The following is a 13,356-nucleotide window of genomic DNA, read 5'->3' on the forward strand; positions in this document are numbered from 1 at the left end:
AGCGCCGGCTGAATGGGCCGAGCATCACGCGCCGTGGGCGGCGAGGAACTCCGGCGTCAGCTTGAGTTCGCTGTTGGAGTTGACGCCGATCCCGCGCGTGGTGACATTGCGAGCGATCTGCTGCGCTTCGTCGAGCGAGTGCATCTCGGCCGTACCGCACTGGTAGACGTTCAGCTCGGGGATCGACTTCTGATCCGTGAGTCCAAGCACGTCTTCCATGGCCGCTTTCCAGGCAGTACCCACGGTCTGTTCGTCGACCTGACCGATCAGGCTCATGTAGAACCCGGTACGACAACCCATCGGCGAGATGTCAATGATCTCGATACCGTCACCGTTGAGATGCTGACGCATGAATCCGGCGAACAGGTGCTCGAGCGTGTGAATGCCGCGCTCGGACAGAATCTCTTCGTTGGGGATGCAAAAACGCAGGTCGTAGACGGTTATGTTGTCACCGGCCGGCGTTTTCATCTGCTTGGCGACACGCACCGCAGGTGCATTCATCTTGGTGTGATCGACCATGAAGCTATCGAGTAATGGCATGCTTGCCTCCTTGTTGACGTATCCGGCTGTAAGCCCACTTTAGCACGCTGCTTGTGTCCATCTTAGCACGCTAAGCGGTAAATTCAGGGGTTCGTGGGCCTTATCGCGCACTCACCATGGTGCTGTCAGGTGTCAAGTTCCGGATAGTGCCGGAATATCCCGCCTTCATTAAAGTCGAGTCGTCGATCCGACGTCAGGTAGGCCGCGAGCCGACCGCGCTGACTGACCCGGTCGGCCAATGCCGCCACTTCAGGCACTTCCGGCTCCAGACGTTGCATGGCGCGGGGAAAGGCGTAACGGAGGCCAGTGACGACCTGAAACAACGACAGATCCACGTAGCTATGCCTGTCGCCGACGAGAAATGGCTCGTTGCCGGCATTGGTTGACAGAACGCGCTCGAAGTAATGGAGGAACTTGGGCAGTCGCTCCTGTACGAACACGCCAGATCGTCGTGCCGCCTCTTCACGTTGATCTTCGTAGTAAAGCGATGAACCGATGGGATGGTGCGTATCGTGGACTTCAGACACGAAGTCGGTAAGCGTCAATTGCAAGCCGTTGGCCCAGTAGCGGCTAGCGTCATCATCGGGCACCAGGTTCAGCCGCGGCCCCAGAAACTGCAGAATGTTGGCCACATGAGATACGACGATATCGCCAGCCTTGAGCATTGGCGGCGCAAAGTGCGGGCGTCCGATTTCACCACCATGCAAAAATTCGCTGACCGCGCCTGCCCCGCCGCCCTTGTTCCCGGAGATCTTGCCGATATCAACGTACTCGACACCGGCATCTTCTAGCGCCAGGCGGATGAATTCGCCGCGTCCGGGAATGCCTGGCCAGTAGTAAAGTTCATATTGCATCGCTCTCTCCCTAGGGTTAATGAGACTCTTCCTGGAGATACCCTGTTTGATGCTCGTTTCGATGATTGATGCCCGTCTCAGCGTAGCAGCTCCGCCGGCGATGGCGACGAGTCGGCCTGCGATCAGCCGGTGCCGTGTTTGCGAACGTCAGATCGGCCGAAAAAGTGCGAAAAAAGCCAAACCGGCAATGGCCGGTTCGGCTCGATCAACACTGCGTCAGAAGCTCGTCACCGATGAGGGCCTACCGACACGCCACGGCCTGGCGCAGCGTGCTCTTCACCCATAGCCGCTGATCGTCCGGCGTTCTGCCTTGATCGGTCCACTGCTGTGTGGTCTGGACGCAGAACGAACCCAGGTCCTCCACCGCGGGCGCGGCGGCATCGGGACGCTCGCCGCCAATCCGCAGGATATCGGTATTGTTCGACTGATAATTGGGCGCAAAGGTGTTGGAAGCGCAGCCCGCCATCGCTACGACCAAACCAGACGCCATCAGCATACGGCGCAATGCCATCGTGAATGAGTCCTCGAAGAGCGCCTGACACCGCTCACGGAGGTGGTCGGATGCTCTGGCGCAACGCCGGCACGATTGCCGGCAGCGGCTTAATAGCACCCCCGAATCGGGGCTGTCAATTGGCGGTCGCTTGCCGGGATTGTTACCCTACGCCGCCCTTGAGCCGACCCACTCCCTCTCTATGCGTTACCGCGTCAAGCTGTTCCCGGAAATGATCGTCAAATCCCGCTCGGTGCGTCGGGAGATGGTCAGATATCTGCGCACCAACATTCGCAATACGCTGGCTTCCGTCGCACCTGGCGTGCGGGTTCGTGACCGGTGGGACGCCTTGGAGATCCGCCCGCGTCGACCGCTCGACGACGCCGCGAAGACCGCCTTTGAATGTCGGCTTCAACGGATTCCGGGTATTGACGAAATCCAGCTCGTCGAGACTCACGAATGGCTCTCTTTCGAGGAGACCGCCGCCAGGCTGATTCCGCTGTGGCGGGATGCGTTGCCGAATCGCCGATTTCGCGTCAGCGTCAAGCGCCGGGGGCAACACACGTTTCGCTCGGAGACCCTTGAGCGCTTCCTGGGTAGCGCGCTTCTCGAGGCCGTGCCCTCGGCAAGCGTCGATCTCAAGCAACCGGAGTGTGATGTTCGCCTCGAGCTACATGACGCTCAGCTCACACTGATAACCCAACGTTTGGACGGGCTGGGAGGGTATCCACTGGGCACCCAGGGCCAGGCACTGGCGCTGATCTCCGGCGGCTACGACTCCCCGGTGGCGGCATGGCAAATGATGCGCCGCGGCCTCAAGACGCATTTTCTCTACTTCGATCTCGGCGGGCCGGATCAGGAGCAGGTGGTGCGTCAGATCGTGGATCGCCTATGGCAGGGATACGGCGCCTCCCACCGCGTCGACTTCATCAGCGTGCCGTTCGTCGGTGTCATGAATGCCATTCAGCGCACCGTGCCTGCAGGCCTGGCCGGGGTCGTCCTCAAGCGAATGATGATTCGCGTCGCTAACCGGATCGCACGACATCGCCGCCTGCCGGCGCTGATTACGGGCGACGCCCTGGCCCAGGTGTCCAGTCAGAGCCTGACCAACCTGAGCCTGATCGACGCTGCCAGCGAGCGCCCGATTTTGAGGCCACTGATCGCCAGCGACAAGCAGACGATCATCGAGCAGGCTCGCCGCATCGGTACCGCGGATCTGGCCGAAGGCCTTCCGGAAGTGTGCGGAACGATATCGCGCAAACCCAGTACGCGTCCCAAGCCCTCACGGGTGCAGGAAGCCGAGGCCGAGTTCGACGAAAGCGTACTGGACGCGGCAATAAAGCGCGCGAGTATCATGCGCAGCGATCAACTGCTGGCAAGGGAGACAGCGGGTGGTAGTGATGCCGCAGAGCGCGCCGCGTTGTCGAGTCCGCCAAGCCAAGATCGCGTCAGGGTAATCGACATTCGCCATCCCGACGAGCGAGCCGCCAATCCGCTGACGCTAGCGAGCGGTGAAGAGCCCTTGGCCATTCCCTATTTCGAGCTGACCGAACGCGCCACAATCCTGCCCGACGACTGGCACTATCTGCTCTACTGCGCCCAGGGCACCATGAGTCAGATGCAGGCGCTCCATCTGAAGGATCGAGGCTACGCCAACTTCGGCGTCTACACGCCCGACTAGCACAGCACAGGCGGCACAGCTGCCCGAAAGCGCTGACGGACAGGCGCTTAAAACAGGCCCAGCTGCTGATCGGTCAGTCTCGCGAAATCATCTCCCATGAATGGCAGAATACCGTCGGCGACGGGCGCCAGCTGTCGGCTGACGTAATGCTCGTAGTCGATCGTCGAGCGCCGATTCTCGAGCGGCTCGGGGCCGGCGACGGTGATCACGTAGCGAATCCAGCCGCCGTTCTGATATTGCAGCGGGCGTTTCATCTGGCGATTGAACTCATCTGCCAGCCGCGCAGCGCGGACATGAGGCGGCACGTTGCGCTGGTAGTCATCGAGCTTGCGCCGCAATCGCTTGCGATAGACCAGATCGTCGTCATGCACGCCCGCCAGCGTCTGCCGAACCATCTCGCAGACATAGTCGCGATAAGGCTCGCCAGCGAAAATCCGGCGGTAGAGCTCGCGCTGGAAGGTCTTAGCCAACGGCGACCAATCGCCACGCACGGATTCCAGCCCCTTGAACACCAACCTTTCACTGCCATCGGCCTCACGCACCACTCCCGCGTAACGCTTCTTGCTGCCCTCTTCCGTACCGCGGATGGTCGGCATCAGAAAACGAGTAAAGTGCGTCTCGAACTGTAGTTCCAGCGCACTTTCCAGATCGAAGGTCCCTCGCAGCTGCTGGCGCCACCAGGCATTGACGAGCGCCACCAGCCGCTGACCGATTTCGTTCGCTTCCTCTGCACCATGCGCCCTGCCCAACCACACGAATGTGGAGTCGGTATCACCATAGATAACGGTATAACCTTCTCCCTCGATCAACTCGCGCGTGCGATGCATGATCTCGTGGCCGCGCATGGTGATCGACGACGCTAGTCGCGGGTCGAAGAAGCGGCAGCCGCGCGAGCCGAGCACGCCGTAGAACGCGTTCATGATGATCTTGAGCGCTTGGGCCAGCGGCGCATTGCCCTCCCGCTTGGCCGCTTCGCGCCCTTTCCACACCCGTTCGACGATCGCTGGCAGCGCATGCGTGGTGCGCGAGAATCTTGCGCCCAGAAATCCGGGTACCGAATCCACATCGTCCGGCGTTCTCAGGCCTTCCGCCAGGCCGACCGGATCGATCAGAAACGAACGGATGATCGAGGGGTATAGACTCTTGAAATCGAGCACTAATACCGAATCGTACAGACCTGGACGGGAGTCCATCACATAGCCACCGGGACTGTCCTCGCCGTCGCGGGCACCCAGTGTCGGGGCGACGAACCCCAGACGGTGCATACGCGGCAGATAGAGATGCGAGAACGCCGCCACCGAACCGCCGCTACGATCCGCCGAGAGCCCGGTGACGCTCGCCCGTTCCAGCAGAAAGTCCATGATCCCGGTGTGCTCGAAGATCCGTGTGACCAGCTCGCAATCCTTGAGGTTGTAGCGGGCGAGTGCGGGTTTGTCCTCGGCGAACATACGATTGATGTCCGCCATGCGCTGGTAAGGATTATCGATCGCCTTGCCTTCACCGAGCAGGGTCTGCGAGACGTTCTCCAGGCTGAATGACGGAAAGCTCCAGGTGGCGGAGCGCAGCGCTTCGATCCCATCGATCGCCAAACGCCCGGGGATGGTGACGAAATGGTGGTTGGAAGATGTGCTGGCACCACGGCCTTGAGCGCGCCACTCCATGGGCGCGCCACCTCGCCCAAGACTCAGCGGCACGTTCAAGCGTTCGGCGTGACGCTGCAACTGGCGTAAGTCGAACTGGACCACGCTCCAGCCGATGATCGCATCTGGATCGAAGTGCGCGACCCAGGCGTTGAGTGCGTGCAGAAGATCGGCCCGCGAGTCGCAATAGACGAGCTCGAAATCGCTCTCGCGATCCGCCGTGCCGCCCTCGCCCGCCGGTGGGCCCAGCATATAGACGATCCGCTGGCCGCAGCCGTGCAGGCCTATCGAGTAGAGTTCGCCGTGCTCGCTGGTTTCGATATCCAGCGAGCAGAGCTTGAGCGCTGGACGATAATCCGGTGCCGCTCTTAACTGAGCATCGATGATGATGCCGTCTTCCGCCTCTCGGCCACTGACGATGACTGGAGCGGTAATGAAGCGCTCCATCAGATACCGATCCGGCGGGCGTATATCGGCTTCGAAGAGTTCGATACCGGCCTCACCCAGACGACGTTCCAGATTCAGCAACTGACGGTGATGGCGGCAGTAAAGACCCAACATCGGACGATGATCGAAGTCCTTCAGCTCGAGCTGGCGCAGTTCGACGTCGCGCTCGTGTCGAATCAGGCGCTCGAGGGCCGCACGCTGATCGACCGGAACGAAAGCCACCGAGGTCTGCGGTGGCAGGTGAACCAGGCGCGGTCCATCGTCAGTCGCGATCCACAGCGAAACGTCGGTTCCCGCCGGCGTGTCCTGCCATTGACGGGTCAAGATGAAGCCCTGCTGTTCCACAGAAGTCTGTTCCACGAAATTCTCTGGCACGGTAGTCGACACTCATCCCGCTCGCGTCAGAAAGTGAGTACCCAAGGCAGTACGTAACCAAGATAAACCGGTATCAACAAGGGCGCGGCCAGCGTCGTTATCAGCACGGCGATGGCGCCCTTCTCCGGCCGGATCTCCAGCTCCATGGCGATGACCACGACGTTGGCGGCCATCGGTACCGCGCCGATGAGTAAAAACGCCAGCACCAGCGAATCCGAGATACCTACGCTCATACGTAGCAGAATCACCATCAGCAGCGTCGCCAGCGGCCAGACGCCGAAACGTACCAGCACACAGCCGGCCACGAAGCGGCTGTCGAACGCCCGCCACGTGAGGCGTCCCAGCGTCATGCCGATGATCATCATGCCTAGAACGGTAAAGCAGTACTTGAAGTAGTCGAGCCCCTCTGCGGCGACCTCGGGAACGTGCCAATCGAGTGCGCTGATCAGCATGCCAGCCAGGAACGCATAGATCAGCGGCAGTTTCGCCAGCCTGACGAGACTGTCCCTGACCGAAAAACGCCCGCGGGCGCTGACATAGAACCCGACCGTGAACTCGTAAAGAGAGATCCCCAGCATACAGAAGAGATAGAGCGTCACCCCCTCCGGTGGCAGCAGTACCAGCGCGATCGGAAATCCGAAATAGCCGGTGTTGCCCGTCCCTGCCGAAAAGGCCAGCAGCGCCCGCTCCTGATCGGCAAAAAAGCGTGCCGCCACGACATTGACGATCAAGCACAGGAACGTCGCCAACAGCCACACACTACCCGTCAGAACGAGCTTGTCGGCGCTGGGCTGGCCCTGTGTCAGGCCTTGGAAGAAGGTCAGTGGCGAAATGATATAGACGAGCAGTGTCGCGATCGGTCGCGGATCGACTTTCAAGAGCCGCCCAGCCATCCAGCCTAGAGCCACGAAAATAAGCAGCATCCACAATGACTGCGAGAGATCGATTTCGGCCATCCCGGGTTTCCTTACGCGGCAGACTACAGTAACGATTTGGCCGCTAACTGTAACACCCGAATGCGATCGAGGCCGGTTTCCATCAGGTGCGGCGGAGCCGGCGCCAACCAGGCAACCGTCTCTGGGTGGAAGCCACGATGCAGAACAGCAAAACGACCTGAAACGGCAATCGCCAGAACAGCAGCCACTCCGGCACCTTGGGGAATAGTTCAGGGTGCAGCCACATGTAGACATTGGCCGGCGTCACGCAGAGCGTCAGCACCACTAGCCCCCACCCTGCCAGCGAACGGAAGCGTGGCAGCAAAATACCGATGGCACCCAGCAGCTCAAAGAAGCCGCTGATCAGCACCGCCGCATGCGGCCAAGGCAGCCCCGGCGGTACGATCGAGGCAAAGGCATCCATCATCACGAAATGGCCGATGCCACCAATGGCGAACCACAGGAAGACAACGGATAGGCCGGCCGTTCGCCAGCGATGAGGTCGAGAAGCGATGGGAACCACCTTATTTGTGCAAAAGAGAAAACCCATACACGGGATGAAAGGACCGATAGCCGCAGCATAGAACAGAAAGGACCGGATCTGCCCGTTCGATACGCTCTACACTTGCTAGCCAAGGTTGGCTCGCAGCAAAGCTGCCTCCACGCAAAGCCATCACCATCAGTGCTACAATCGTCGACCAAGTTTTCAGCCTATCCATCCCGTGGGGCCTTTGATACCGCGCCGCCTCGGGTTTCGTTACGGGAATGTTCCAGTCGCCATGTCGAACAACGCCTCGCTTTCGCGCCAGATCCTCGTCACCAGCGCGCTACCCTATGCCAACGGCTCGATCCATCTGGGCCACCTGCTGGAATATATCCAGACCGATATCTGGGTGCGTTTCCAGAAGAGTCGCGGCCACGAGTGCCATTACGTCTGCGCCGACGACGCGCACGGCACCGCGATCATGCTGCGCGCCGAGCAGGAAGGCATTACCTCCGAGCAGCTGATTGCCAAGGTCAGTGAAGAGCACCAGGCGGATTTCGCCCGGTTCGGCGTCGCCTTCGACAACTACCACTCGACTCACTCGGAAGAGAACCGCGTCCACAGCGAGCGCATCTATACCGCGCTGCGCGATGCCGGCCACATCAGCACCCGCGATATCGAGCAGATGTACGATCCGGTCAAGGGCCTGTTTCTCGCCGACCGCTTCATCAAGGGCACCTGCCCGAAGTGCAAAAGCGAAGATCAGTACGGCGACAACTGCGAAGTGTGCGGCGCGACCTATACGCCGGCCGAGCTGATCAATCCGGTCTCGGCGATCAGCGGCGCCACGCCGGAAGTCCGCACCTCGACCCACTACTTCTTCAAGCTGCCCGACTTCGAGGCGTTCCTCAAACAGTGGACCCGCTCCGGTCGCGTGCAGCCGCAGATCGCCAACAAGCTGCAGGAATGGTTTGAATCCGGTCTCAACGAATGGGATATCTCCCGAGACGCGCCCTACTTCGGCTTCGAGATCCCTGATGCGCCGGGCAAGTATTTCTATGTCTGGCTCGATGCGCCGATCGGCTATCTGGCGAGCTTCCAGAATCTGTGCGATCGCCAAGGCATCGATTTCGACAGCTACTGGAAGGCGGATTCGAGCGCCGAGGTCTATCACTTCATCGGCAAGGATATCGTCTATTTTCACGCGTTGTTCTGGCCGGCCATGCTCGATGGCGCCGGCTTGCGCACCCCGACCGGGGTCAACTGTCACGGCTTCGTGACAGTAAATGGCGCGAAAATGTCCAAATCTCGTGGCACCTTCATCAAGGCGCAGACCTACGCCGAGTACTTGAACCCGGAATACCTGCGCTACTACTTCGCCGCCAAGCTGACCTCCGGCGTCGACGATCTCGATCTCAACCTCGAGGATTTCACCGCCCGCGTGAACTCGGACCTGGTCGGCAAGGTGGTCAATATTGCCAGCCGCTGTGCCGGCTTCATCAAGAAGCTGGCCGATGGCAAGCTCTCCGCGACCTGTGCGGAGCCGGAACTGGTCGCCAGATTCATCTACGCCGGCGACGATATCGCCGCCGACTTCGAGGCCCGCGAGTTCGGCCGTGCCATGCGCAAGGTGATGGAGCTGGCCGATGAAGCCAATACCTATATCGCCGACAAGGCGCCTTGGGTGCTGGCGAAGGAAGAGGGTCGCGAGCAGGAAGTGATCGATATCTGCTCGGTGGGCATCAATCTGTTCCGCACGCTGATGGTCTATCTGCAACCGGTGGTGCCGGCGATGGCCGAACAGGCGCGTATCTTCCTGCAAATCGACACCCTCGACTGGGAGAGCCGCCAGCATGTGCTGGAAGGCCACGTCATCGGCAAGTTCAAACCGCTGATGACTCGCATCGAGAGCGACCGGATCGAATCAATGATCGAAGCTTCCAAGGAAGTGCTCGAGGAGGAAAAGAAATTGACCGGCAAGGCACCCACGACCAGCGCTGACGACCAGCAGACCACGCCTCTGGCCGACGAGCCGATCAGCGACGAGATCGCCTTCGATGACTTCATCAAGCTCGACCTGAGAATCGCGAAGATCGAGAAGGCTGAGTACGTCGAAGGCTCCAACAAGCTGCTCAAGCTGACGCTGGATCTGGGTGGCGAAACACGCACCGTGTTCTCCGGCATCCGCAAGGCTTATGCGCCGGAAGCGCTCGAAGGTCGATTGACGGTAATGGTCGCCAATCTGGCTCCGCGCAAGATGCGCTTCGGCGTTTCCGAGGGCATGGTGCTGGCCGCCGGCGATGAAGACGGTATCTATCTGCTCTCTCCCGACAGCGGCGCCAAACCCGGGCAGCGCGTCACCTGATGCTCATCGAACGATGAATGAACGAACGCGCGTGGCCTCGGTCACGCGTTCTCGTTTGCAGGCATCCCGCGTCTCGTCGGGCCTGTGCCGACCTGGACAGAGCCTCGACATGCATGACTAGCCCAGCGATAGACTCAAGATGAGACGTAGCGAAGCCGATATTCGAGACGTCGTTATCTCTTCTAGAACGCCTTTGTTCCTTGGGCTTTTACTGCAGCCAGCGTGCTGAACGGGTCATATATCTGATGAGATCAGCCTTTTTCACGTTACGCGGTCGCTTTCTGATGAGTCTGCTGGCCTTGTTGATCGCCGCGATGCTGGCCCTGGTACTGATCGGCAGTCTCGTCGTCTACCCCGCCATGATCGATGAGGAACGCGCGCAGTCGGCCAATGAACTCGCCAGGCTCGAGCGCACGATCGAAACCGAGATGCATGCGCTATTGTTGACCGCAAAGGATTGGGCAACGTGGGACGATACCTACGCCTTTATCCAGGGTGGCGGTGACGATTACGCCGACTCGAACTTCAGCCGTAACATGTTCGAGGATCTCGATTACCAGTTCATGCTGTTCTTTGATCGACAAAAGCATCTTCGCTGGGTCGCGGGTATCGATCCGGCTAGTGGTCAATACGGCTCCTGCCCTGATCAGGAAGGTCCCTGCGGCTGGGCGAACTCCTACGCCGACAGGCTAAAACCACTCCTCGACTCGACGCAACCACTCGCCAGCACTCGTCTTGAATATCAACAAGATCAGTCCTACTACGCCACGATTCATCCCATCCTGCGAACGGACGAAAGTGGCCCCATGCAAGGCTGGCTCATTCAGGTCCAGCTTCTCGACGGGAAGTGGCGAGAGCAGATGGCCGCTCAGACAGGCCGTGAAGTGGATATCTCGCCCGTGCCATCTTCCGGGCCGCCGTCCGGTTTGCAGATAACGCCCACGGACGATGGACGCATTCACGTGGAGAAAATTTTAACGCTCAATGGGTACGACGAACCCATGGTATTGGGAACCTATCTGACACGTGATGCCTTTTTGGAGCGCATGGCTACCGTTCGCTACGCGCAATGGTGGACGGCTGGGTTGTTATTGACCGTCATCGTTTTCGTTCTGTTACTGCTGGAGATCGTGGTGCTGCGTCCGCTTCGACAGCTCGCGCTATTTACCCAACAGGTCAAGCAGGACAACGCGGATGCCGAACCTCCCGAGCGGCTTCTGAATCGCCAGGATGAAATCGGCGCTCTGTCTCGTGAATTCCTGCATCTGATCCAGCATCAGCGGCACCGAACGTCTCAGTTACTCAACTTGTCACAGACGGACCACTTGACCGGGCTGGCCAATCGTCGATTATTCGATGAGCAGCTGACCGCGCTGATGAGTGAACCGCAGCCACCCATACCGGTCGCCTGCATCCTGCTCGATATCGATTACTTCAAGCGATACAACGACTTCCTCGGCCATCCAGCAGGTGACCAGTGCCTGACCCGTTTGGCCGAGTGTCTACAGCAGACCGTACGCCACCACGCGATCGAGCGATCGCTTCTGGCGCGCGTCGGTGGCGAAGAGTTTGCCGTCATTCTGCCCGGCACATCGCCGACAGCGATCATTAAGCTAGCAAACGCCCTCTGTATCGCCGTTTCCCGAATGACGTTGCAAAATGATAAAGCCCCCCTAGGCATTATTACGGTCAGCGTCGGCGCAGCGATCTGCACAACGGATGAGCTTTCTCCGTCGATCCTGTTGGCGCGATGCGATGCAGCGCTTTACCGCGCCAAGCAGCAAGGTCGTAATCGGGTCGCGAGTGATCTCGGAAAGGCTTCTCGAAGCCATGCGGATGAGCGTTTATAATGCCGACCTCTTTGAACCGGGAGCCGCCGTTTGCCCCGCCTTTCCGGGAACCTCATGTCAGCCGCTATTACCGTTGAACGCATCGATGCCGAATTGCCGCAGACCCAGTGTGGCAAATGCGGTCACGACGGCTGCCGCCCCTATGCTGAGGCGATCGTCGATGGCGAGGCGATCAATCGCTGCCCGCCTGGCGGCGAAGAAACCCGTAATCGACTAGCAGCACTCACCGGCCAACCGCCGCTCGAACTGATCGAACCCCCACAAACGCCGTTGCTGGCCGTGATCCGCGAAGCCGAATGTATCGGCTGTACCAAGTGCATTCAGGCCTGCCCGGTGGATGCCATTTTGGGTGCCGCCAAGCAGATGCATACGGTGATCGAATCGGAATGCACCGGATGCGAACTGTGCGTCGCGCCCTGTCCGGTCGACTGCATCGATCTCGTGGAACACCCGCAGTGGGCGCGTGCCGAAAATGACGCTGAACGGCAGCGATATCTTGACTGGCGTGCCGATAACGGTCGCCGCCGCTTCGAGGATCGCCAACAGCGCGTGGCACGCAAGGTCGAGGAAAAACGTCTAAAGCGAGAGCGCCGCATCGCCGCCAATCAGGTTAAACAGCAGCCGCTGGTTGCGTTGGGTGAGTCTACCGACGAACCCGCAACACCTGTCGACACCACCGCATTGAAGGCCAGCCGCGCGACACTTAGCGCTCGGTTGAAGCGTATGGAAAAGCAGCTCTACAAGGCCGATGCGGCAGATCAGCCAGCACTAGCCGAACGTGCCGCCGGCATGCGCCAGCAACTCGAGATGATCGATGGGCAGTTGGTGGGCGCTCCCAGCGCAGACTCTCAGCACCGACACATCGCCATCGCTGCTGCCGAGCAGGCAGTGCGCAAGGCACGTCAGGAGCTAGCCCATTATCAACGCCAGAACGACCAGGAAGGCGCCATGCAGGCACGGCAAAGAATATGTGAGGCGGAACGGTTGCTGGCGACGGCCAGTCAATCTGCGGGCGACGACCATGGAACCCCTTCATGAATGCGACCAAACGAGAACAGATCTTCGCTCGTCTCAAGGAGCACAACCCGAATCCGACCACCGAGCTGAACTGGTCGACGCCGTTCGAACTGTTGGCAGCGGTGCTGTTGTCGGCGCAGGCAACGGATGTGGGGGTCAACAAGGCGACCGTGAAACTGTTCCCGGTGGCTAATACGCCTCGAGCGATCATCGATCTCGGTATCGAAGGCCTGAAACAACATATCAAGACCATTGGCCTTTACAACACCAAGGCCGAAAATCTGATGAAGACCTGCCATATTCTGGAGGCACAATACGGCGGTGATATTCCGCAAACGCGGGAAGGGTTGGAAGCGCTTCCTGGCGTTGGTCGCAAGACCGCCAACGTGATTTTGAATACGGCGTTCGGCGAGCTGACCATGGCGGTGGATACGCATATCTTTCGCGTCGCCAACCGCACCCGAATCGCCAAAGGGAAGAACGTGCTGGAAGTGGAACGACAGCTGCTGCGTCATGTTCCCAAAGCGTACCTCAAGGACGCCCATCACTGGCTGATTCTCCACGGCCGCTATACTTGCCTGGCGCGCAAGCCGCGCTGTGGCAGCTGCGTGATCGAAGACCTGTGCGAATACCCGGACAAGATCGATATCGCCTGACCGCACCGATAAATCAACGGAC

At 59.9% G+C, this 13,356-nt stretch carries 12 protein-coding genes; 5 read left to right on the top strand and 7 right to left on the bottom strand.

From position 1 onward, the window contains the following. Positions 1 to 24: 24 nt before the first annotated feature. From luxS to DOM27_RS12665, 3 genes are all read right to left on the bottom strand, one after another. A complete protein-coding gene (luxS, locus tag DOM27_RS12655; protein WP_110656310.1) occupies positions 25 to 540 on the bottom strand; it encodes an S-ribosylhomocysteine lyase in 516 nt (171 codons plus the stop codon). Positions 541 to 665: 125 nt separating this feature from the next. Continuing rightward, on the bottom strand, positions 666 to 1,394 hold the full coding sequence (locus DOM27_RS12660; RefSeq protein ID WP_110656311.1) for a glutathione S-transferase: 729 nt from the start codon (positions 1,392 to 1,394) through the stop codon (positions 666 to 668). Positions 1,395 to 1,635: 241 nt separating this feature from the next. Continuing rightward, complete coding sequence (locus tag DOM27_RS12665; RefSeq protein ID WP_110656312.1) at positions 1,636 to 1,905, bottom strand: hypothetical protein; 270 nt, start codon at positions 1,903 to 1,905, stop codon at positions 1,636 to 1,638. Between the two features lie 130 nt (positions 1,906 to 2,035). On the opposite strand from DOM27_RS12665, the gene thiI reads away from it, so the two are divergent. Then, the gene (gene thiI, locus DOM27_RS12670) at positions 2,036 to 3,565 is read left to right on the top strand and encodes a tRNA uracil 4-sulfurtransferase ThiI (RefSeq protein WP_245392700.1); all 1,530 of its coding nucleotides are present in this window, start codon (positions 2,036 to 2,038) and stop codon (positions 3,563 to 3,565) included. Between the two features lie 47 nt (positions 3,566 to 3,612). Here thiI and DOM27_RS12675 read toward each other — a convergent pair whose 3' ends face one another. The 3 genes from DOM27_RS12675 to DOM27_RS12685 form a co-directional block, all read right to left on the bottom strand. Beyond that, on the bottom strand, positions 3,613 to 6,012 hold the full coding sequence (locus DOM27_RS12675) for a DNA polymerase II (protein ID WP_223162327.1): 2,400 nt from the start codon (positions 6,010 to 6,012) through the stop codon (positions 3,613 to 3,615). A gap of 41 nt (positions 6,013 to 6,053) precedes the next feature. Further along, positions 6,054 to 6,983, bottom strand: coding sequence for an AEC family transporter (locus DOM27_RS12680; protein ID WP_110656315.1), 930 nt, complete (start codon positions 6,981 to 6,983; stop codon positions 6,054 to 6,056). Positions 6,984 to 7,065: 82 nt separating this feature from the next. Continuing rightward, the gene (locus DOM27_RS12685; RefSeq protein ID WP_223162328.1) at positions 7,066 to 7,485 is read right to left on the bottom strand and encodes a DoxX family protein; all 420 of its coding nucleotides are present in this window, start codon (positions 7,483 to 7,485) and stop codon (positions 7,066 to 7,068) included. Between the two features lie 256 nt (positions 7,486 to 7,741). On the opposite strand from DOM27_RS12685, the gene metG reads away from it, so the two are divergent. Next, the gene (metG, locus tag DOM27_RS12690) at positions 7,742 to 9,811 is read left to right on the top strand and encodes a methionine--tRNA ligase (protein ID WP_110656317.1); all 2,070 of its coding nucleotides are present in this window, start codon (positions 7,742 to 7,744) and stop codon (positions 9,809 to 9,811) included. 266 nt (positions 9,812 to 10,077) lie between these two features. Here metG and DOM27_RS17975 read toward each other — a convergent pair whose 3' ends face one another. Next, on the bottom strand, positions 10,078 to 10,245 hold the full coding sequence (locus DOM27_RS17975; RefSeq protein WP_188113716.1) for a hypothetical protein: 168 nt from the start codon (positions 10,243 to 10,245) through the stop codon (positions 10,078 to 10,080). Between DOM27_RS17975 and DOM27_RS12695 the strand changes: the two genes are divergently transcribed. From DOM27_RS12695 to nth, 3 genes are read left to right on the top strand one after another with little or no spacing between them, the layout of a single operon-like run. Then, the gene (locus DOM27_RS12695) at positions 10,240 to 11,661 is read left to right on the top strand and encodes a sensor domain-containing diguanylate cyclase (protein ID WP_188113717.1); all 1,422 of its coding nucleotides are present in this window, start codon (positions 10,240 to 10,242) and stop codon (positions 11,659 to 11,661) included. The genes DOM27_RS17975 and DOM27_RS12695 overlap by 6 nt on opposite strands. Before the next feature lie 54 nt (positions 11,662 to 11,715). After that, on the top strand, positions 11,716 to 12,699 hold the full coding sequence (locus DOM27_RS12700; RefSeq protein WP_110656319.1) for an RnfABCDGE type electron transport complex subunit B: 984 nt from the start codon (positions 11,716 to 11,718) through the stop codon (positions 12,697 to 12,699). After that, complete coding sequence (nth, locus tag DOM27_RS12705) at positions 12,696 to 13,334, top strand: endonuclease III (protein WP_110656320.1); 639 nt, start codon at positions 12,696 to 12,698, stop codon at positions 13,332 to 13,334. The genes DOM27_RS12700 and nth overlap by 4 nt, the downstream gene beginning before the upstream one ends. Positions 13,335 to 13,356: the final 22 nt, after the last annotated feature.

Source organism: Salinicola halimionae (genome assembly GCF_003206065.1).
Classification (GTDB): domain Bacteria; phylum Pseudomonadota; class Gammaproteobacteria; order Pseudomonadales; family Halomonadaceae; genus Salinicola; species Salinicola halimionae.